This is a genomic window from Aurantimonas marianensis, from assembly GCF_024195285.1.
In the GTDB taxonomy this organism is placed as follows: domain Bacteria; phylum Pseudomonadota; class Alphaproteobacteria; order Rhizobiales; family Rhizobiaceae; genus Aurantimonas; species Aurantimonas marianensis.
This window is the reverse complement of sequence record NZ_JALHBS010000048.1, coordinates 13,438-34,609: the sequence shown is the minus strand read 5'-3', so window position 1 is coordinate 34,609 and position 21,172 is coordinate 13,438. Positions and strand designations below refer to the sequence as shown.

The following is a 21,172-nucleotide window of genomic DNA, read 5'->3' as shown; positions in this document are numbered from 1 at the left end:
GCGGACGAGGAGACATTAGATGCTTCACGACAGGGACCGCATCTTCACCAACATCTACGGTCTGCGGGACAAGAGCCTGCGGGCCGCGATGAAGCGCGGGCATTTCGACGGTACGGCCGACATCATCGGCAAGGGCCGCGACTGGATCATCAACGAGATGAAGGAATCGGGCCTTCGCGGACGTGGTGGTGCCGGCTTCCCGACCGGACTCAAATGGTCGTTCATGCCGAAGGAGCCCGGTGCGCGCCCGCATTACCTCGTCATCAACGCCGACGAATCAGAACCCGGTACCTGCAAGGACCGGGAGATCATGCGGAACGACCCGTTCACGCTGATCGAGGGCTGCGTCATCGCCGGTTTCGCGATGGGCGCGCACACCTGCTACATCTACATTCGCGGCGAATATATCCGCGAGCGGCAGGCGCTGCAGCGGGCCATCGACGAGTGCTATGAGGCCGGGCTGCTCGGCAAGGACAACAAGTGCGGCTGGGATTACGACATCATCGTCCATCACGGCGCCGGTGCCTATATCTGTGGTGAAGAGACCGCGCTGCTGGAAAGCCTGGAGGGCAAGAAGGGCCAGCCGCGCCTGAAGCCGCCGTTCCCGGCCAATGTTGGGCTCTATGGCTGCCCGACCACGGTGAACAACGTCGAATCGATCGCGGTCGCGCCGACGATCTTGCGTCGTGGCGGCGGCTGGTTCGCCGGTATTGGCCGCCAGAACAATACCGGCACCAAGCTGTTCTGCGTCTCCGGCCACGTCGAGCGTCCGTGCACGGTGGAGGAGGCGATGGGCATCTCCTTCCGAGAACTGATCGAAAAGCATTGCGGCGGCATCCAGGGCGGCTGGGACAATCTTCTCGCGGTCATCCCCGGCGGCTCCTCCGTACCGCTGGTTCCGGCCGAGGATATCATCGACGCGCCGATGGACTTCGACGGGTTGCGCGACATCAAGACCTCGCTCGGCACCGCCGCCGTCATCGTCATGGATCGCTCCACCGACATCGTGAAGGCGATCGCCCGAATCTCATATTTCTACAAACACGAGAGCTGCGGCCAATGCACACCCTGCCGCGAGGGCACCGGCTGGATGTGGCGGGTGATGGAGCGCATGGCCATCGGCAATGCCCAGAAGCGCGAGATCGACATGCTTCTCGACGTGACCAAGCAGGTCGAGGGCCATACGATCTGCGCGCTTGGCGATGCGGCCGCCTGGCCAATCCAGGGGCTGGTGCGCCATTTCCGCGCCGAAATCGAGCGGCGGATCGACGAGTTCTCGCGCAATGCCGACGCAGATCGCCGGCCTGTGCTCGAAGCGGCGGAATAAGCAGGATAGGTCTATGACCAAACTCAAAGTCGACGGCAAAGAGATCGAGGTCCCGGACCACTACACGCTGCTGCAGGCGGCAGAGGAGGCGGGCGCCGAGATTCCGCGCTTTTGCTTCCACGAGCGGCTGTCGATCGCCGGCAATTGCCGCATGTGCCTGGTCGAGGTGAAGGGTGGTCCGCCGAAGCCCGCCGCCTCCTGCGCCATGGGCGTACGCGATATGCGGCCGGGGCCGAACGGCGAGTTGCCGGAGGTCTTCACCAACACGCCGATGGTCAAGAAGGCCCGCGAGGGCGTGATGGAATTCCTGCTGATCAATCATCCGCTGGACTGCCCGATCTGCGACCAGGGCGGCGAATGCGACCTGCAGGACCAGGCGATGGCCTTCGGCGTCGATTCGTCGCGCTATCAAGAGAACAAGCGCGCCGTCGAGGACAAATATATCGGCCCGCTGGTCAAGACGATCATGACGCGCTGCATCCACTGCACGCGCTGCGTCCGCTTCACCACCGAGGTCGCGGGTATTTCCGAGCTGGGTCTCGTCGGCCGCGGCGAGGACGCCGAAATCACCACCTTCCTAGAACAGGCGATGACGTCGGAACTGCAGGGCAACGTCATCGATCTTTGCCCGGTCGGCGCGCTGACCTCGCGGCCTTATGCATTCCAGGCCCGGCCATGGGAACTGACCAAGACCGAGACGATCGACGTGATGGACGCCGTCGGCTCGGCGATCCGCGTCGACACGCGCGGCCGCGAGGTCATGCGGATTCTTCCGCGCATCAATGAGGACATCAACGAGGAGTGGATCTCCGACAAGACCCGCTTCGTCTGGGACGGTCTGCGGACCCAGCGGCTCGACAAGCCCTATGTACGCGAGAACGGCCGCCTGCGTCCGGCCAGCTGGCAGGAGGCCTTTGCCGCGATCAAGGCCAAGGTCGATGGCGTCGAGGGTGCGCGACTGGGCGCGATCGCCGGCGATCTCGCCGCCGTCGAGGAGATGTGGGCGCTGAAGCGTCTGATGGGCGAGCTCGGCTCGACGAATCTCGATTGCAGGCAGGACGGGGCGAAGCTGGATCCCGCCGACGGCCGCGCCTCCTACCTGTTCAACACGACGATTGCCGGCATCGAGAATGCCGATGCACTGTTGATCGTCGGCGCCAATCCGCGCTTCGAGGCGTCGGTGCTCAACGCGCGCATCCGCAAGCGTTGGCGCATGGGCGGCTTCCCGATCGGGGTGATCGGCGAGAATGTCGATCTGCGCTACGAAACCATCTATCTCGGCGCCGGCACCGACACGCTGAGCGACCTCGAGGGCGCGAACCCAGGCTTCTTCAACGCCTTGAAGAACGCCGAACGGCCGATGATCATCGTCGGGCAGGGAGCACTCGTCGGCGAGAATGGGGCCGACGTGCTGGCCTCCATCGCGGCGCTGGCCCGCGAAATCGGCGCCGTAACGGATGGCTGGAACGGCTTCAACGTGCTGCATTCGGCGGCATCACGTGTGGGCGGCCTCGACATCGGCTTCGTTCCAGGCGAGGGTGGCAGGACCGCGGCCGAGATGGCCGGCGGCGAGGTCGACGTTCTGTTCAATCTCGGCGCCGACGAGATCGAGATCGCGGGCGGACCCTTCGTCGTCTACATCGGCACCCATGGCGACCGGGGCGCGCACCGCGCCGACGTGATCCTGCCGGGCGCGGCCTACACCGAAAAGTCGGGCACCTGGGTCAATGTCGAGGGCAGGGCCCAGGTCGGCAGCCGGGCGTCTTTTCCCCCTGGCGACGCGCGCGAGGACTGGGCGATCATCCGGGCGCTGTCAGCCGTTCTCGGCGAGACGCTGCCCTTCGATTCGCTTGCGGCCCTGCGCCGTGAACTGTATCAGTCGCACGCCTTCATGCGCTCGGATCGGATCGAATCGGTTGACGCGTCGGTCATCACCGGGCTGGCCGATCGAGCGAAACCACTGGCGGCGGGGATGTTCGCGTCCAATATCGGGGATTTCTATCTGACCAACCCGATCGCCCGCGCATCGAAGGTGATGGCCGAGTGCTCGCAGCTCGCAAGGGCCGAACACCTCGAAGCGGCAGAGTAAAGGACGGCTGACAGTGGCTGAATTCGTCTCCCTCTATGTCTGGCCGGGCCTGATCATTCTGGCGCAGAGTCTTCTGTTTCTCGTCGTCCTGCTCGTCCTCGTCGCTTATATCCTCTTGGCGGACCGCAAGATCTGGGCGGCGGTGCAGATGCGTCGTGGTCCCAATGTCGTCGGGCCCTGGGGGCTGTTCCAGTCCTTCGCCGATTTGCTGAAATTCGTCTTGAAGGAACCGGTGATCCCGGCCAGCGCGGACAAGGTCGTGTTCCTGCTGGCGCCCCTGGTCGCCGTAACGCTGGCGCTCGCTACCTTCGCCGTCGTGCCGGTCGCCGAGGGCTGGGTGATCGCCGACATCAACATCGGTATTTTGTACGTCTTCGCGATCTCGTCGCTCGAAGTCTATGGCGTCATCATGGGCGGTTGGGCGTCGAACTCGAAATACGCCTTTCTCGGCGCGCTTCGCTCCGCCGCGCAGATGGTGTCCTACGAGGTCTCGATCGGCTTCGTGATCGTGACGGTGCTTCTGGCCGTCGGTTCGCTCAATCTCACCGACATCGTCCTGGCCCAGCAGACCGGCGTCGGAACCATGGTCGGCCTGCCGAATACCTTCCTCGACTGGCACTGGCTTGGCCTGTTCCCGATGTTCATCGTGTTCTTCATTTCGGCGCTGGCCGAGACGAACCGGCCGCCCTTCGACCTGCCGGAGGCCGAATCGGAGCTCGTCGCCGGCTTCATGGTGGAGTATGGCTCGACGCCGTACATGATGTTCATGCTCGGCGAATACGCGGCGATTACGCTGATGTGCAGCCTGACGACCATCCTGTTCCTGGGTGGCTGGCTGCCGCCGTTCAATTTCGTGCCGTTCACCTGGATTCCGGGCGTGATCTGGTTTCTGTCCAAGGTCGCATTGGTCTTTTTCATGTTCGCGATGGTCAAGGCCTTCGTACCCCGTTACCGCTATGACCAGTTGATGCGGCTTGGCTGGAAGGTGTTCCTGCCCCTTTCGCTCGCCATGGTCGCGATCGTTGCCTTCGTCGTACAGTTCATGGGCTGGGGCGCCGCGGCCGCATGACCGATCCCGCGATCCTCGGTGCCGTGCTCGGCCTCGCCATCGGCCTCGCGGACTTCTTCGTTCTCGGCTATGTCATCGATGTCATGGCTCGGCGCCGGCCCGCCGAACGCCTTGGAGCCGGGACGGCACTGAATATCGCCCGCATTTCGCAGCTCGTTCTCTTCCCGGTCGTCGGCTGGTTCGCCGGGCCGGTCGTCGCCTCGAACTTGGGAGGCTAGAGTCTCTTGAACGCCATCGCCCAGACCGTCAAATCGCTGTTTCTCGTCGAGTTCATCAAGGCTTTCGGCCTGTCGATGCGGTATTTCTTCGCGGCGAAATCGACGGTGAACTACCCGTTCGAAAAGGGACCGCAGAGCCCGCGTTTTCGTGGCGAGCACGCCCTTCGGCGCTATCCCAATGGCCAGGAGCGCTGCATTGCCTGCAAGCTCTGCGAAGCGATCTGCCCGGCCCAGGCGATCACCATCGAGGCCGGACCGCGACGCAATGACGGCACCCGCCGGACGGTGCGCTACGACATCGACATGGTGAAGTGTATCTATTGCGGTTTCTGCCAGGAAGCCTGCCCGGTCGACGCGATCGTCGAAGGGCCGAATTTCGAATTTGCGACCGAGACCCGCGAGGAACTTTACTACGACAAGGAAAAGCTGCTGGCGAACGGCGACCGCTGGGAGCGGGAGATCGCTCGCAACATTGCGCTCGACGCGCCTTACCGCTAAGCGGGCAGGGGTTTTTTTGGCCGGAGGATCGCCAGACCGGACGCGATTCTCCGCCTGATTTGACAAGATCGACGGGGCAGGGGCGAGGACCGTCGGGCCGCGCCCGATACCATCACAAGGAGCCCGAGGATGCTGGGCCTTCAGGCACTATTCTTCTACATCTTCGCGCTGATCGCGGTCGGCGCGGCGCTGATGGTCGTGTTCTCCAGGAATCCGGTCCATTCGGTGCTGTTCCTGATTCTCACCTTCGTCAGCGCCGCCGGGCTGTTCCTGCTGACTGGCGCGGAGTTCCTGGCGCTTATTCTGATCGTCGTCTATGTCGGCGCCGTCGCCGTGCTCTTCCTGTTCGTTGTGATGATGCTCGACGTCGACTTCGCCAAGTTGAAGCGTGGCGCGCTGCAATACGCGCCGTTCGGAGCGATTATCGGCATCGTGCTGCTGGCCGAGTTGATCATCGCGGTTACCGGCAACTATTACGACCCGCAGCTGTCCGTCGCGACGGCCATGCCGACGCCGCCGCTGGCCGTCATGTCGAACATCGAGGCGCTCGGCGCGGTGCTCTACACCCGCTACATCCTGTTTTTCCAGCTTGCCGGCCTGATCCTGTTCGTCGCGATGATCGGTGCGATCGTTCTGACCTTGCGCCACAAGGAGGGAATCCGGCGTCAGTCGATCCCCGCACAGGTCGCGCGCAACCCGGCGACGGCTATCGAAATCCGCAAGGTCGAAAGCGGCAAGGGCATCTGAGGACGAGGGAATGAACGCAATGGAAGTCGGTCTCGGACACTACCTTACCGTCGCGGCGATCCTGTTCGTCACGGGCGTCTTCGGCATCTTCATGAATCGCAAGAACATCATCACGATCCTGATGTCCGTCGAGTTGATCCTTCTGGCCGTCAATCTGAATTTCGTGGCCTTCTCCGCCTTCCTCAACGATCTGGTCGGGCAGGTCTTCGCACTCTTCGTGCTGACCGTCGCGGCGGCGGAGGCCGCGATCGGCCTCGCCATTCTCGTCGTCTTCTTCCGCAATCGCGGCTCCATCGCCGTCGATGACGTCAACACGATGAAAGGCTGATCGGGCGTGTATCAGACCATCGTTCTCCTGCCGCTCGCCGGCTTCCTGATCGCCGGCCTCTTCGGCAACGCGATCGGCGCCAAGGCGTCCGAATATATCACCTCCGGCTTCCTGATCGTCGCGGCGGTCCTGTCGTGGATCGGCTTCATCTCGTTCGGCCTCGGCGAGGGCGAGACATTGCGGCTGACGCTGTTCCAATGGATGCAGTCCGGTGGCCTCGACGTCGCCTGGTCGCTCAGGATCGACCGTCTGACCTTGGTCATGCTGGTCGTCGTCAACACGGTCTCCTCGCTCGTGCATGTCTATTCGATCGGCTACATGCACCACGATCCGCATCGGCCGCGCTTCTTCGCCTATCTGTCGCTGTTTACCTTCGCCATGCTGATGCTGGTGACGTCGAACAATCTCGTGCAGATGTTCTTCGGCTGGGAGGGCGTCGGTCTCGCCTCGTATCTCCTGATCGGCTTCTGGTACAAGAAGCCGTCGGCGAACGCCGCGGCGATGAAGGCCTTCATCGTCAACCGCGTCGGCGATTTCGGCTTCGTGCTCGGCATCTTCGGCGTCTTCGTGCTGTTCGGTTCGCTCAATCTCGACACCATCTTCGCCGGTGCCGCCGACATTGCCGGCCAGATGGGCGGCGAGGGGGGCCAGGCCGCTCCCGCGCTCGGCGACGCCGTCCTCGACTTCGCCGGCTACTCGCTGTCGATGGGCGCCGCGCTCACCGTCATCTGCCTGCTCTTGTTCATGGGTGCCATGGGCAAATCCGCCCAGATCGGGCTCCACACCTGGCTGCCCGACGCGATGGAAGGTCCGACGCCGGTTTCCGCGCTGATCCATGCCGCGACGATGGTCACGGCCGGCGTCTTCCTGGTCGCCCGGATGTCACCGTTGTTCGAGTTGAGTCACACCGCGCTGACCTTCGTCACCTTCATCGGCGCGACGACGGCGATCTTCGCCGCCACGGTCGGGTTGGTCCAGAACGACATCAAGCGGGTCATCGCCTATTCGACCTGTTCGCAGCTCGGCTACATGTTCGTTGCCCTAGGCGTCGGCGCCTACAGCGTGGCGATCTTCCACTTGTTCACCCACGCCTTCTTCAAGGCGCTGCTGTTCCTCGGCGCCGGCTCCGTCATCCACGCTGTTTCCGACGAGCAGGATATGCGCCGTATGGGCGGCCTCAAGAAGCACATCCCGGCCACCTATTGGTTGATGGTGATCGGCACGCTGGCGCTGACCGGCTTTCCGTTCACGGCGGGCTATTTTTCCAAGGACGCCGTCATCGAGGCAGCCTTCGTCGGTGATAATGCCTTCGCCACGTATGGCTGGGGCCTGACGGTCATGGCCGCCTTGCTGACCAGCTTCTACTCCTGGCGCCTGATTTTCATGACGTTCCACGGCAAGCCGCGTGCCTCGGCCGACGTCATGCATCACATCCACGAATCGCCGATGGTGATGCTGGTGCCGCTGTTCGTGCTCGCCGCCGGCGCGCTCCTTGCTGGACTGCTCTTCGCCGGAGCGTTCATCGGTGAGGGCTATGAGGAGTTCTGGCTCGCATCGCTGTATACGGGGCCCGAGAACGAGGTGCTCCACGACCTCCACGACGTGCCCTTCGCCATCGCCTTCCTGCCGGCTGTCATGATGGCGATCGGCTTCGCGATCGCCTGGCTTTTCTACATCCGCTCGCCCGAGCTGCCGCACCAAGTCGTCGAGCGACACCGCGGCCTCTACAAGTTCCTCCTGAACAAATGGTACTTCGACGAGCTCTACGGTTTTCTTTTCGTACGCCCGGCCAAGGCGCTCGGACGTTTTCTGTGGAAGACCGGCGACGGCAAGGTCATTGACGGGCTTGGGCCCGACGGGGTCTCGGCGCGTGTCCTGGATGTCACCAATCGCGTGGTTCGCCTGCAGACCGGTTATCTCTATCACTATGCCTTCGCGATGCTGATCGGCGTCGCTGCGCTGGTCAGCTGGACGATGCTCGGGGGGGCGAACTGATGAGCGACTGGCCGATCCTTTCGACCGTCACCTTCCTGCCGCTGGTTGGCGCGCTGCTGATCCTGTTCATCAGGGATGAGAGCGAGCTGGCGCGGCGCAATATCCGCACCGTCGCATTGCTGACCACGGTCTTTACCTTCGTCGTCTCGCTCTGGATCTGGGTCGAATTCGACACGGCGAACCCGGATTTCCAGATGGTCGAGCGGCTGGACTGGCTCGGCAGCGGGATCACCTATCACCTGGGTGTCGACGGCATCTCGATGCTGTTCGTGATCCTGACGACCTTCCTCATGCCGATCTGCATCCTCGCGAGCTACGAGTCCGTGCAGACCCGCGTGAAGGAGTACATGATCGCCTTCCTGGTGCTGGAGACGCTGGTCGTGGGCGTTTTCTGCGCGCTCGATCTCGTGCTCTTCTACGTCTTCTTCGAGGGCGGCCTCATCCCGATGTTCCTGATCATCGGCGTATGGGGCGGCAAGCGGCGGATCTACGCGAGCTACAAGTTCTTCCTCTACACCTTCCTCGGCTCGGTACTGATGCTCATCGCCATCATGGCGATGTATTGGAACGCCGGCACCAGCTCGATTCCGGAGCTACTGCAGCATAACTTCCCGGCATCGATGCAGCCCTGGCTATGGGTCGCCTTCTTCGCCAGCTTCGCGGTGAAGATGCCGATGTGGCCGGTTCACACCTGGCTACCCGACGCCCATGTCGAGGCACCGACGGCGGGATCGGTGATACTGGCCGGCATTCTCTTGAAGCTTGGCGGTTACGGCTTCCTGCGCTTCTCGCTGCCGATGTTCCCGCTGGCCTCGGCCGATTTCGCGCCTTTCGTCTTCACGCTTTCGGTCGTCGCGATCATCTACACCTCGCTGGTGGCGCTGATGCAGGAGGACATCAAGAAGCTGATCGCCTACTCCTCTGTCGCGCATATGGGCTTCGTGACGATGGGCATCTTCGCCGCCAACAGCCAGGGCGTCGAGGGGGCGATCTTCCAGATGCTCTCGCACGGGCTGGTTTCCGGCGCGCTGTTCCTTTGTGTCGGTGTCGTCTATGACCGCATGCATACCCGTGAGATCAGTGCCTATGGCGGCCTGGTCAACCGGATGCCGCATTACGCCACCGCGATGTTGATCTTCACCATGGCAAATGTCGGGCTGCCCGGGACGAGTGGCTTTGTCGGCGAGTTCCTGACCCTGGTCGGGGTGTTCCAGGTCAACAGCTGGGTGGCGATCTTCGCGACCACCGGCGTCATCCTTTCGGCGGCCTACGCGTTGTGGCTCTATCGGCGGGTGATCTTCGGCGCGCTGGAGAAGGAGAGCCTGCGCGCGATCCTCGACCTGTCGCGGCGCGAGAAGATCCTGCTCTATCCGCTCGTCGCCCTGGTGATTTTCTTCGGCGTCTATCCGATGCCGGTCTTCAACGTGACGGCGGCATCGGTCGAGTCGATGCTCAATACCTACACCGCAGCGCTGGAGGCGGCCGAATCGGTCGCCCTGGCGAAGTAACAGCGGGGATCGGACGCACATGTATTCGCAAATGATCGCCTCCAGTCTGCCGATCGTCGGTCCTGAACTGATCATGGCGGGAGGCGCGATGCTTCTTTTGATGATCGGTGTCTTCGCCGGTGAGCGCAGCGCCCAGACGGTAACCGGCCTGTCGGTCGCGCTGATCATCATCGCGGGGCTTTGGCTTGTCTTCGTCACGCCCTATGGCGAGGCCTTTGGCGGCTCTTTCGTGCTCGATCCGTTTGCCGGGTTCATGAAGGTTCTGGTGCTCGTCGGCTCGGCGGCCGCGGTGATCATGTCGGTCGGTTTCGCCGAGAGCGAGCGGTTCAACCGGTTCGAGTTTCCGGTGCTGATCGTGTTGTCGACGACCGGAATGATGGTGATGGTGTCGGCCGGCGACCTGATCACGCTCTATCTCGGGCTCGAGCTGCAATCCCTGGCGATCTATGTTCTCGCCGCGATCAATCGGGATTCGGCCCGTTCGACCGAAGCCGGCTTGAAGTATTTCGTCCTTGGCGCCTTGTCCTCGGGCATGCTGCTTTACGGCGCTTCGATGGTCTATGGTTTTACCGGCCAGATCGAATTCGGCGCGATCGCATCGGCGATTACCAGCGAGGGACGCTCCTTGGGTCTTGTCGTCGGCCTGGTGTTCGTGCTCGCGGGCCTTGCCTTCAAGATTTCGGCGGTGCCGTTTCACATGTGGACACCCGACGTCTACGAGGGCGCACCGACTCCGATCACGGCCTTTCTTGCGGGCGCGCCGAAGGTCGCCGCCATGGCGCTCATCACCCGCTTCACTGTGCGGGGCTTCGAGCCGCTGGCGGTGGATTGGCAGCAGATCATCGTCTTCATCTCGATCGCATCGATGGCTTTCGGCGCCTTCGCGGCTATCGGTCAGCGCAATTTCAAGCGTCTGATGGCCTATTCCTCGATCGGCCATATGGGATTTGCCCTTGTCGGCCTCGCGGCCGCCAGTGTCGAAGGCGTCCGAGGCGTCCTGATCTACATGACAATCTATCTGGCGATGACGCTCGGCACCTTTGCCGTGATCCTCGCCATGCGGCGCAAGGATGGCGTGGTCGAGGAAATCGAGGATCTGGCGGGTCTGTCGAAGACCAACCCGGTGATGGCGCTGTTCCTGACGATCCTGATGCTCTCGCTCGCCGGATTGCCGCCGCTGGCCGGTTTCTTCGCCAAATATTTCGTGTTCATGGCGGCGGTCGAGGCCGAGCTTTACGCCTTGGCGGTCATCGGCGTACTGGCGAGCGTCGTCGGCCTTTACTATTATCTGCGGATCGTGAAGTTGATGTGGTTCGATGAACCATCGACCGAGTTCGTGCCGATGGCGATGGAACTGCGGCTGGTCCTGTGGGCCGCGGCGCTGTTCATCTTCCCGGTCTATCTTTTCATCGGGGGACCGATCTTCACCGCCGCCGAGGCTGCGGCGCGAACGTTCTTCTGACGGTGCCGGCGGGCACGAAAGCAATGCGGCGGCGTCTCGCCCTCGGCGAAGTCGCCTCGACTAATTCGGTGGCATTGGAGGCAGCGCGCGCTGGTGATCCGGGGCGTTTGTGGGTCACGGCCGAACGGCAGGTGGCAGGACGCGGCCGCAGAGGGCGCGCCTGGGTCTCGGAGCGGGGAAACCTCTATGCCAGTTGGCTGGTCATCGACCCGGCGCCATTGGAACATCTGTCGAACCTGCCTTTGGTCGCCTCGCTCGGCGTGCGCAACGGGCTCGCCAAGCTCAAGGGTGCCGATGACGGGGCGGTCGCGGTGAAATGGCCGAACGACGTCCTTGTCAAAGGACGCAAAACGGTCGGAATTCTCCTCGAAAGCGAGCGGCTCGCCGACGGCCGGATGGCGGTCGTTGTCGGCTGCGGCGTCAATATTCTCCACGTCCCCGACGGCACGCCCAACGAGGTGACGAGCCTGGCGCGAGAAGGCGTTGTCGACGACCTGGACACGGTCTTTGCGTGCGTTGCGGACGAGGTGGAACGGGCGTTCGCAGTCTTCCGGCGTGGGGAGGGATTTGCCGCGATCAGGCGCGAATGGCTGGCCCATGCCGCGGGGATCGGCCGGCCCTGCCGCGTCAATCTGACGGACGGCGTGCTGACCGGGCGCTTCGAGGCGCTCGATGAGCGCGGTCGGCTGGTCCTGCGGGGTGAAGGTGGCGAGGCAACCACGGTTTCGGCGGGCGATCTGTTTTTTCTGGAGAGCGACGAGCGCATGGCGCCACCGGTCTCCGCCGTCTAGTGGTTCGATTTCGACGTTTGCGTCGCCGTTGGAGCGCCCTGGCGAGCAAATGTCGAAATCGAAGGACCACTAGCAACCCTATGACTCGCATGGATGTTTCAAATTCGACATTTGATTCCCAGACAGCCGCACGGGGGCATCGAATGTCGAATTCCATCCACTAGGACGGCAATCGAACAACGACGAATGTAACCAAGACGACTCCGAACGAGCCCCGTGGGTCGATCATGACCGGGCGGCGCAATGACTTGAAAGAAGAGAGAAGTTTGAACAAGCTAATGTTTGTGCCGCTCGGCGGCATCGGCGAGATCGGCATGAATCTCGCCATGTACGGCTATGGGCCGGATGATGACCGCCAGTGGATCGTCGTCGATTGCGGCGTTTCCTTTGCCGGTCCCGACTTTCCGGGGGTCGATCTCGTTCTTCCCGATATCCGGTTTCTGGAAAAGCAGAAGAATGCGCTGAAGGGGATTGTCATTACCCATGCGCATGAAGACCACTATGGTGCGCTGCTCGATCTCTGGCCGAGGCTGAAGGTTCCGGTCTTCGCCACGGCTTTCACGGCGGCACTGCTGGCGGCCAAGCGGGAAGGAGAGCCGGGCGCGCCGAAGATCCCGGTGGAGCTGTTCTCCGCAGGCGACCGATTTGCCGTGGGTCCTTTCGAGATCGAGGCTATCAACGTCACACACTCCATTCCCGAGCCGGTGGCGCTGGCGATCCGGTCCCCGGCCGGCACGGTCGTTCACACCGGTGATTGGAAGATCGATCCGACACCGGCGCTCGGCGCGCCGACAGACGAGAAGCGGCTGCGCGAGATCGGCGATGAAGGCGTCCTCGCCATGGTCGCCGATTCCACCAACGCGCTTCGCGAGGGCGACAGCCCGAGTGAGATGGCGGTCTCGGCTTCGCTGGCCGAGATCATCCGTGGCGCGAAAGGGCGGGTCGCCGTCACGACCTTCTCCTCCAATGTCGGACGTATCCGCTCGATCGCGGCGGCGGCTCGCGATGCCGGGCGGCAGGTGCTGCTGATGGGGCGCTCGATGCGCCGGATGATCGATGTCGCGACCGAACTCGGCTATATGGAGGGTATTCCGCCGTTCCTGGGCGAGCAGGATTTCGGCTATATTCCGCCGGAAAAGGCGGTCATCGTGCTGACCGGCAGTCAGGGTGAGTCCCGTGCCGCGCTGGCGCGCATCGCGCGGGATGAGCACCCGAGTGTCGCGCTGTCGCGGGGCGACCTTGTGATCTTCTCCTCGCGATCGATCCCGGGCAACGAAAAGCTCATCATCGACATCAAGAACGCGTTGATCGAACGCGGCGTCAAGGTGCTGGAGGATGGCGAGAAACTCGTCCACGTTTCTGGCCACCCGCGTCGCAGCGAGATGTGCCAGATGTATGATTGGGTGCGTCCGGCGATCGCCATTCCGGCCCACGGCGAGGCGGCGCATCTGACCGCCCACGCGGCGCTCGCGCGGGAATTGGGGATCAAGCAGGTGGTCGAGGCGCGCAACGGACGCGCCGTCCAGCTGGCGCCCGGCGCCGCGCAGGTCGTCCACGAGGTTCCTGTCGGCCGCCTCTACAAGGACGGGCGCCTGATCGGAACGGCCGAGGCCATGGGCATCAACGAGCGCCGCAGGCTGTCCTTCGTCGGTCATGTCGCGGTGCTGGTGGAATTGGACAGCAAGCTGGAATTGCGCGACGACCCCGACCTTGTGGCGCTCGGTCTGCCGCAAGACGATGCAGCCGGCGAGGAGATCGAGGAACTCCTGATCGACGCCGCCGCCGGCGCTGTCGAGAGCACGCCGCGAGGCCGCCGCAAGGATCTCGACAAGTTGGGCGAGTCGGTCCGCCGCGCGGTACGGGGCGCGGCTTTCGAGGCGTGGGGCAAGAAGCCGATCGTCACGGTGTTCGTCACGCGGTCCTGAAACGGGTAAAAGGAAGCGCCATGCTCGGTCGACTGAATCACGTGGCTCTGGCCGTGCCCGATCTGGCAAGGGCGGCGCGGCGTTATAGCGAGACGCTGGGGGCGACCGTGTCTGAGCCGCAGGCGTTGCCAGAGCACGGCGTCACGGTCGTCTTCGTGGAGCTCGACAACACCAAGGTCGAGCTCCTCGAGCCGCTGGGCGAGGCGTCGCCCATCGCCGCGTTTCTCGCCAAGAATCCGAAAGGCGGCATGCACCATATCTGCTATGAGGTGGCCGACCTGAAGGCGGCGCGGGACCGGATGGTCGCCGGCGGGGCGCGGGTCCTCGGCGACGGTGAGCCGAAGATCGGAGCCCATGGGCGTCCGGTTCTGTTCATCCATCCCGGTGACATGTTCGGCACGCTGACCGAACTCGAGGAGGTGTGACGTTGGGCTGGATCTCGGGGATCGCGATCTATTTCATCATCTGGTGGGTTTCGCTGTTTGTCATCTTGCCACTGGGCGTGCGCTCGCAGATCGACGACGACGACGTGATCCTCGGGACCGCGCATAGCGCGCCATCCAACGCACGGATGGGGCGCAAGCTCGCGCAGACGACGCTCCTCGCGACGGCGATCTTCGCGGTCTTCTACATCGTGACGCAGGTTTACGGCTTCGGACCGGACGATCTTCCGCACATTATTCCCGGCACCTGATGCCGGCCGGCGGAGGAGCGCGGACGCAAAAAAAATGCAAGGCTTTCACCTTGCATTCTAGGTCGCGTGCCTGGATTTCCCGCCGGTGACTTTGACCGGGGCTGCGACGACTGCCGCGCCGGAAACCGCGTCCTCCCAAGACTAGACCGCAAATATGGCGCCTTGCCGGCGCCTTTTTGTGCAAGCGAAGGTTAGCCAGCACCGCCACGAATGTCACGCGAATTTTACGGCTGTGTCACTTTTTGAGCGCGCAGCCGTCACGATCATGCCGCCGTCAGCCCGATCAGTCGCCCACGCGCGGCAACGCGTTGCCGTCTTTCCAATCAGGGATCAAGCGTTTAAGACGCGACCGTGCGGCCATGGCGCCGCGGCAACCGATTTCACCGGAAACCTCATGCGCCTGTCGCGATATTTTCTGCCCATTCTCAAGGAAACCCCGAAGGAAGCGGAGATCGTTTCCCACCGGTTGATGCTGCGCGCCGGCATGATCCGCCAGCAGGCGGCGGGGATCTATTCCTTCCTGCCGTTCGGCAAGCGCGTGCTCGACCGCGTCTGCCGAATCGTCCGCGAGGAGCAGGATCGCTCCGGGGCGATCGAACTGCTGATGCCGACGATCCAGCCTGCCGATCTGTGGCGCGAGAGCGGCCGCTATGACGATTACGGCAAGGAGATGCTGCGCATCGAGGATCGCCACGAGCGCGATCTCCTGTTCGGGCCGACCAACGAGGAGATGGTGACCGACATTTTTCGGTCCTACGTCCGCTCCTACAAGGATCTGCCGCTCAATCTCTACCATATCCAGTGGAAATTCCGGGATGAGGTGCGGCCCCGCTTCGGCGTCATGCGCTCGCGGGAATTCCTGATGAAGGACGCCTATTCCTTCGATATCGACTTCGAGCGCGCCAAGACCGCCTATGATCGGATGTTCGTCTCCTATCTGCGGACCTTCCAGCGCTGCGGGCTGAAGGCGATCCCGATGCGGGCCGATACCGGGCCGATCGGCGGCGATCTCTCCCACGAGTTCATCATCCTCGCTTCGACCGGCGAGAGCGAGGTGTTCTGTCACCGCGATTATCTCGATCTCCACGTGCCCGGCGAGGATGTCGATTTCGACGACGCGGCCGGTCTCGCCGAGATCGTCAAATCCTGGACCACGCCTTACGCGGCGACCGACGAGATGCACGACACCGCCGCCTGGGACGGGCTGCCGGACGATCAGAAGATCGCCGCACGCGGCATCGAGGTCGGTCACATCTTCCATTTCGGCACCAAATATTCCGAGCCGATGAAAGCGGTGGTCACCGGCCCGGACGGCAAGGACGTGCCGGTTCACATGGGCTCCTATGGCATCGGGCCGAGTCGTCTGCTGGCGGCGATCATCGAGGCCTCGCACGACGAGAACGGCATCATCTGGCCGAAATCGGTCGCGCCCTTCGATGTCGGCCTCATCAACATGAAGCCGGGCGATGCCGCCTGCGACGCTGCCTGCGATGACCTCTACCGCCAGCTCCAGGCCGCCGATCTCGACGTCCTTTATGACGATCAGGACACGCGCGCCGGAGTCAAATTCGCCAGCATGGATCTGATCGGCCTGCCGCTGCAGGTGATCGTCGGTCCGCGTGGCGCCAAGGCGGGCGAGGCGGAGGTCAAGGTGAGGGCGACCGGCAAGCGCGATACGCTGCCGCTCACCGCCGTGGTCGGGCGGGTACTGGCGTGAGCGAAACCACATTTGCAGCCCGTGCGGCGCCTGAGGGCCGCATCTCGACCCGGCCGTTCTCGCGCTTCGAATGGATGCTGGCCGGGCGCTATCTGAGATCGCGGCGCCGAGATGCGGGGGTGTCCGTGATTGCCGGCTTTTCCTTTGTCGGGATCATGCTGGGCGTGGCCGCGCTGATCATCGTGATGTCGGTGATGAACGGATTTCGCGGCGAGCTGTTGACCCGCATTCTCGGCGTCAACGGTCATGTCATCATGTTTCCGATCGATCAGCCGCTCCGTGACTACGACGAGGTCACCAAGCGCATCGCGACGGTGCCGGGCGTCGATTTCGCGATGCCCTTGGTGCAGGGGCAGGTGCTGGCCTCGGGGGCCGGAACATCGAACACCGGCGCGCTGGTCAAGGGCGTGCGCGGCGCCGATCTCGATGAACTCGCCCCAGTGTCGGAGAACATCCGGCAGGGCACGCTGGCCGAATTCGACACCGGCGGTGGTGTGGCGATCGGCATCCGGCTGGCCGAGTCGCTGGGGCTACGGCTGAACGACAACATCACCTTGATCTCGCCCGAGGGCGACGTGACGCCTCTCGGGACAACGCCACGGGTGAAGGCGTATCCGGTCACTGCGATCTTCGAGATCGGCCTGTCGGAGTATGACGCGGCCTATGTCTATATGCCGTTGTCGGAAGCGCAGCTGTTCTTCAATCAGGAGGAACAGGTGCAGTCGATCGAGATGTTCGTCGATGATCCGGATGCTGTCCGCGCGCTGCAGCCCAAGGTGGAGGCGGCGGCCGGGCGTCCGAACTACACCGTCACCTGGCAGGACCAGAACGCCTCGTTCTTCTCGGCGCTGGAGGTCGAGCGGAACGTCATGTTCATCATCCTGACGCTGATCATCCTGGTGGCCGCCCTCAACATCATCTCCGGCCTGTTCATGCTGGTCAAGGACAAGGGGCGGGATATCGCGATCCTCAGGACCATGGGGGCGACCCGGGGCGCGGTGATGCGCGTTTTCCTGATCACCGGCGCCTCGATCGGTCTCGCCGGTACATTCGCCGGACTGATTCTGGGAGTGCTGTTCGGACTGAACATCGAGAACATACGGCAGTTCTTCTCCTGGCTCTCCGGGACGGTGTTGTTCAATCCCGAGTTCTATTTCCTTAGCCGGCTTCCCGCCGAGATCGACCCGACCGAGGTGGTGCTGGTCGTGGCGATGGCGGTTGGTCTGTCGTTTCTGGCGACGATCCTGCCGTCGTGGCAGGCGTCGCGGCTCGATCCGGTCGAAGCGTTGCGGTACGAATGATGGCTGAGAGTTTTGCGCTGCGGCTCGAACAGGTCGAGCGGCACTACAAGCAGGGCGATGATCGCCTGACCATTCTGGACGCGGCGGATGTCGGCATCAGCGCCGGCGAGATGGTGGCTCTGGTGGCGCCGTCCGGTGCGGGAAAGTCCACTCTGCTTCACATCGCCGGCCTGCTGGAACGGCCGAATGCCGGCGAGGTCTATATCGATGGCGAGGCTTGCGGCAGTCTCGGCGACGACCGGCGGACCGAGATGCGCCGTCGCTCGATCGGTTTCGTGTACCAGTTTCACCATTTGTTGCCGGAGTTTTCCGCGCTCGAGAACGTCATGCTGCCTCAGATGATTCTGGGCCGGAGCCGTGCGGAAGCGGCTGAGCGGTCGCGGGAGCTGCTCGATTACATGCGCATCGGCAAGCGGGCCGACCATCGCCCGGCCGAACTGTCGGGGGGCGAGCAGCAGCGCGTCGCGATCGCCCGGGCCGTCGCCAACGCACCGCATGTGCTGCTTGCCGACGAACCGACCGGCAATCTCGATCCGACGACGGCGGGCTACGTCTTCGACGCGCTGACGGCGCTGGTGCGCCAGTCCGGCGTGGCGGCCCTGATCGCAACCCATAATCACGAACTTGCCGCGCGCATGGACCGGGCCGTCACCATCGACACCGGGAAAGTCGTTCCGCTGCAGATAGACTGAGCCGCAGCTGACGTCTCTTCTGCCGAGCGCCGGCGGTCTCTAATGGCGAACGTTCGCCGGCGGCATCAAGGAACGTCTTCCCGGGGTTCGGCTGCCCAGAAATCCTTGAGAAACTCCAGTGAGCGATGGGTCGCGCCGGCTTCGCAGCGCGCGAAGAAATGATCGCTCCCCAGATCGGCGAATTCCGGATATCCGGTCAGATCTTCGCGGGTCACGTTCCTGAAGGCCATCGACCAGTCAGCGAAGTCGCGTTCGGGTTTCTCGCCCTGTTCGACGACGATCTTGGTGTGATGACGCGGATCGGCAAAGATCGTCGTGCGCAGGGTTTCGATCGCGCGGCGATCGCCCTCGAGAAGCTGCATGAAGCTGCCGCGCCGGCCGTCCCTTCCGCTGGCGAACAGCAACATCCCCGAAATGCCGTGAAGTGGATTGTAGTTTCGGCTCGTCGACAGGATCGCTCTGAGATCCGCGGCGTCGAGCCCCTGCCGCGCTTGGCTGACATACACCAGATAATTCACCAACGCCCCCGGCTCCCGCTGATTGCCCGCCTCCGAGCCTCCGCCGCCCGGCGGAGTGGAGGCGAAGTCTGTTACCCGGGCACGATATAGACCACAACAAAATCCAATCAAATTTCACATTATGAAAAATAATTCGACGATGTGGATTTTATTTGACGTTAAAGCCAGATCGCCCGTAGTCTGCGACCAACTTGAAGAGAGGGGCCGACGGCCTTCCGAAGATGAGCGAAGCCGAGCCAATGTCGTCGTCTCCCGCCAAGCCCGACGACAAATATGAAGAGCCTTCCGGCGCCGATAAAAAGAAGTCGGCCGAAGGGCGGGTCATCCAATCGGTGGACCGCGCCCTGAAGCTGATCGAGCTGATCGCCGGCAAGGACCGTCCGATTTTGCTGAATGAACTGGCCAGGGCGGCCGATCTCAACTTGTCGACCTGCCATCATCTGGTGGCGACGCTTGTGACGCGCGGCTACGTCATTCATGCCGGCCGGAGCCGCGGCTACATGCTCAGTTCGAAACTGGCGGATCTGGCGGCGCTCGCCAGCCGCGAATTCGACCTTTGCGAATTCGTTCGCGACGAGTTGCAGGAGTTGAATGTCAACTTGCGCGAAAGCGTGCAGCTCGCGGTGCTGCGCGACTCGATATTGATGACCAGGCTGAAATTCGGGTCGTTGATGCCGACCCATGTGGAGCCGGACGAGGTGAGGAAGATGCGCGCGGCGCACGCGACGGCGACGGGCAAGGCGATCCTCGCCTGGCTGCCCGAGACCGAGTTGGCGCGCGTGGTTTCCAACAGCGGCCTGACGCCGTTTACCGCAAAGACGATCACCTCGCTCTCCGCACTGATCGAGGAATTGCGGATCGTGCGCCGTTCGGGTTTCTCCGTCGACGAGGAAGAACTGGAGCCGAACGTCATCTGTTACGGCGCGGCCCTGCGCGACGGCAGCGGCGCGGTGCTCGGCTCGATCAGCGTCTCGATCCCGAAGAGCAGGGCGACCACCGAGTACCGCGCCCACATGATCCGGGCGGTGATCGAGTGCGCCCGCAGATTATCCAACAGGCTGCGTGTCGGCCAATTTTAAGAGCAGTCGTTTCGGTCAGTTGCGACGTCGTGGGAGGAAAAGAGATGGCTATGGAACAAGGTGTGAAGACCCACCCGGACTATCCGGTTCCCGAGACGATGAAAGCCTGGGTTCTGGGCGATCCGGGTCAGCTGACCTTTGTCGACAAGGCCGTTCCTTCGCCCAAGAAAGCGGAAGTTCTGGTCCGCATCGACGCGGTCGCCATCTGCGCCACCGACCTCGAGATCATCCATCACGGCCCGCCCGCACAGATCGAGGGTGGCGCGCCGTTTAACAAGAATTTCACACCGGGCCACGAGTATATGGGAACCGTGGTCGCGCTCGGGCAGGGCGTCGACGAATACGCCATCGGTGAGCGCGTCACGGTCGAGATTCACGCCGGCTGCGGCCAGTGCAAGCGCTGCCGCCAGGGCATGTACACGTCCTGCCACAACTACGGCAAGAATTACGGCGACGTCGACAAGGGCCACCGCGCCAACGGTTTTACGACCGATGGCGGCTTCTGCGAGTACCAGGTGAACAACATCAACACCTTGGTGCATGTCGACGACTCCATGAGCGATGAAGAGGCGACGCTCGTCGTTACCGCCGGAACCGCGATGTACGGTCTGACCGAACTCGGTGGTCTCGTTGCGGGCGAAAGTGTTGTCGTCAGCGGACCGGGCCCGATCGGCCTGTTGGGCGCCGCCGTCGCCAAGGCGCTCGGCGCGCAGCCGGTCATCCTGACCGGAACCCGTGACAACCGGCTCGAGATCGGCAAGCGCCTCGGCGCCGACCACGTGATCAATGTGCGCAATGAAGACCCGGTCGAAGCCGTTCGCCGTCTGACCGACGGCAAGGGCGTCGACTATGTGGTGGAATGCTCGGGGGCGCCGAACGCGGTCAACGAGGCGGCGCAGATGCTGAATCGCGGCGGCAAGATCTGCCTGGCGGCCTTCCCCGGCGCGCCGGTGCCTGTCGACGTAGCCTATCTGGTCCGCAACAACATCTATGTCTACGGCATCCGGGGCGAGGGCAAGGCGGCGACACACCGCGCCGAGGCCTTCATGCGTCAGAAGCGCTTCGACGCCACCCAAATCCACACCCACACCTTCGCGATGGAAGACCTGCCCGAGGCGTTGCGTTACGCCAAGGACCGTGTGGAAGACGCGATCAAGGTGGTCGTCCGCAACAAGCAGGCGCAAGCCCAGTCGATCGCGGCGGAATGATCAGGA

20 protein-coding genes are annotated in these 21,172 nt (G+C 63.2%); 19 read left to right on the top strand and 1 reads right to left on the bottom strand.

Annotation, left to right across the window (positions count from 1 at the left end):
- The first annotated feature begins 19 nt into the window (after positions 1–19).
- The 17 genes from nuoF (at position 20) to MJ956_RS08925 (ending at position 18,361) form a co-directional block, all read left to right on the top strand.
- Positions 20–1,327: an NADH-quinone oxidoreductase subunit NuoF gene (gene nuoF / locus MJ956_RS09005; RefSeq protein WP_253964142.1), complete on the top strand. Its 1,308-nt coding sequence runs from the start codon at positions 20–22 to the stop codon at positions 1,325–1,327.
- A 13-nt stretch (positions 1,328–1,340) separates the two neighbouring features.
- The gene (gene nuoG / locus MJ956_RS09000) at positions 1,341–3,416 is read left to right on the top strand and encodes an NADH-quinone oxidoreductase subunit NuoG (RefSeq protein ID WP_253964141.1); all 2,076 of its coding nucleotides are present in this window, start codon (positions 1,341–1,343) and stop codon (positions 3,414–3,416) included.
- A gap of 13 nt (positions 3,417–3,429) precedes the next feature.
- On the top strand, positions 3,430–4,485 hold the full coding sequence (nuoH, locus tag MJ956_RS08995) for an NADH-quinone oxidoreductase subunit NuoH (protein WP_253964140.1): 1,056 nt from the start codon (positions 3,430–3,432) through the stop codon (positions 4,483–4,485).
- Positions 4,482–4,703 carry a hypothetical protein gene (locus MJ956_RS08990; protein WP_253964139.1) on the top strand — a complete coding sequence of 74 codons (222 nt, stop codon included), beginning with the start codon at positions 4,482–4,484 and terminating at the stop codon, positions 4,701–4,703. The genes nuoH and MJ956_RS08990 overlap by 4 nt, the downstream gene beginning before the upstream one ends.
- 6 nt (positions 4,704–4,709) lie before the next feature.
- Complete coding sequence (gene nuoI / locus MJ956_RS08985) at positions 4,710–5,201, top strand: NADH-quinone oxidoreductase subunit NuoI (protein ID WP_253964138.1); 492 nt, start codon at positions 4,710–4,712, stop codon at positions 5,199–5,201.
- Positions 5,202–5,330: 129 nt separating this feature from the next.
- Positions 5,331–5,948: an NADH-quinone oxidoreductase subunit J gene (locus MJ956_RS08980; protein WP_253964137.1), complete on the top strand. Its 618-nt coding sequence runs from the start codon at positions 5,331–5,333 to the stop codon at positions 5,946–5,948.
- A gap of 19 nt (positions 5,949–5,967) precedes the next feature.
- Positions 5,968–6,276 (top strand): NADH-quinone oxidoreductase subunit NuoK, encoded by a 309-nt coding sequence (gene nuoK, locus MJ956_RS08975; RefSeq protein WP_206454386.1) that lies wholly within the window; start codon positions 5,968–5,970, stop codon positions 6,274–6,276.
- A 6-nt stretch (positions 6,277–6,282) separates the two neighbouring features.
- Positions 6,283–8,271 (top strand): NADH-quinone oxidoreductase subunit L, encoded by a 1,989-nt coding sequence (nuoL, locus tag MJ956_RS08970; protein WP_253964136.1) that lies wholly within the window; start codon positions 6,283–6,285, stop codon positions 8,269–8,271.
- On the top strand, positions 8,271–9,779 hold the full coding sequence (locus tag MJ956_RS08965; RefSeq protein ID WP_253964135.1) for an NADH-quinone oxidoreductase subunit M: 1,509 nt from the start codon (positions 8,271–8,273) through the stop codon (positions 9,777–9,779). The genes nuoL and MJ956_RS08965 overlap by 1 nt, the downstream gene beginning before the upstream one ends.
- Before the next feature lie 19 nt (positions 9,780–9,798).
- Complete coding sequence (nuoN, locus tag MJ956_RS08960) at positions 9,799–11,241, top strand: NADH-quinone oxidoreductase subunit NuoN (RefSeq protein ID WP_253964134.1); 1,443 nt, start codon at positions 9,799–9,801, stop codon at positions 11,239–11,241.
- 23 nt (positions 11,242–11,264) lie between these two features.
- On the top strand, positions 11,265–12,032 hold the full coding sequence (locus MJ956_RS08955; RefSeq protein ID WP_253964133.1) for a biotin--[acetyl-CoA-carboxylase] ligase: 768 nt from the start codon (positions 11,265–11,267) through the stop codon (positions 12,030–12,032).
- Positions 12,033–12,259: 227 nt separating this feature from the next.
- Positions 12,260–13,957, top strand: a complete 1,698-nt coding sequence (locus tag MJ956_RS08950) for a ribonuclease J (RefSeq protein WP_423724826.1) — start codon at positions 12,260–12,262, stop codon at positions 13,955–13,957.
- A 20-nt stretch (positions 13,958–13,977) separates the two neighbouring features.
- Positions 13,978–14,382 carry a methylmalonyl-CoA epimerase gene (gene mce / locus MJ956_RS08945; protein WP_253964132.1) on the top strand — a complete coding sequence of 135 codons (405 nt, stop codon included), beginning with the start codon at positions 13,978–13,980 and terminating at the stop codon, positions 14,380–14,382.
- A 2-nt stretch (positions 14,383–14,384) separates the two neighbouring features.
- Positions 14,385–14,651, top strand: coding sequence for a DUF1467 family protein (locus MJ956_RS08940; RefSeq protein ID WP_253964131.1), 267 nt, complete (start codon positions 14,385–14,387; stop codon positions 14,649–14,651).
- A 394-nt stretch (positions 14,652–15,045) separates the two neighbouring features.
- The gene (gene proS / locus MJ956_RS08935; protein WP_253964130.1) at positions 15,046–16,368 is read left to right on the top strand and encodes a proline--tRNA ligase; all 1,323 of its coding nucleotides are present in this window, start codon (positions 15,046–15,048) and stop codon (positions 16,366–16,368) included.
- A 74-nt stretch (positions 16,369–16,442) separates the two neighbouring features.
- Positions 16,443–17,669: a lipoprotein-releasing ABC transporter permease subunit gene (locus MJ956_RS08930; protein ID WP_253964185.1), complete on the top strand. Its 1,227-nt coding sequence runs from the start codon at positions 16,443–16,445 to the stop codon at positions 17,667–17,669.
- A complete protein-coding gene (locus tag MJ956_RS08925; protein WP_253964129.1) occupies positions 17,669–18,361 on the top strand; it encodes an ABC transporter ATP-binding protein in 693 nt (230 codons plus the stop codon). The genes MJ956_RS08930 and MJ956_RS08925 overlap by 1 nt, the downstream gene beginning before the upstream one ends.
- A 65-nt stretch (positions 18,362–18,426) precedes the next feature.
- Here the strand turns inward: MJ956_RS08925 and MJ956_RS08920 are convergent, their stop codons facing one another.
- Positions 18,427–18,879 carry a BLUF domain-containing protein gene (locus MJ956_RS08920; protein ID WP_253964128.1) on the bottom strand — a complete coding sequence of 151 codons (453 nt, stop codon included), beginning with the start codon at positions 18,877–18,879 and terminating at the stop codon, positions 18,427–18,429.
- A gap of 221 nt (positions 18,880–19,100) precedes the next feature.
- Between MJ956_RS08920 and MJ956_RS08915 the strand changes: the two genes are divergently transcribed.
- Together MJ956_RS08915 and MJ956_RS08910 are read left to right on the top strand one after the other, a co-directional pair.
- Positions 19,101–19,958, top strand: coding sequence for an IclR family transcriptional regulator (locus MJ956_RS08915; protein WP_253964127.1), 858 nt, complete (start codon positions 19,101–19,103; stop codon positions 19,956–19,958).
- Between the two features lie 44 nt (positions 19,959–20,002).
- Complete coding sequence (locus tag MJ956_RS08910) at positions 20,003–21,166, top strand: zinc-dependent alcohol dehydrogenase (RefSeq protein WP_253964126.1); 1,164 nt, start codon at positions 20,003–20,005, stop codon at positions 21,164–21,166.
- Positions 21,167–21,172 lie beyond the last annotated feature (6 nt).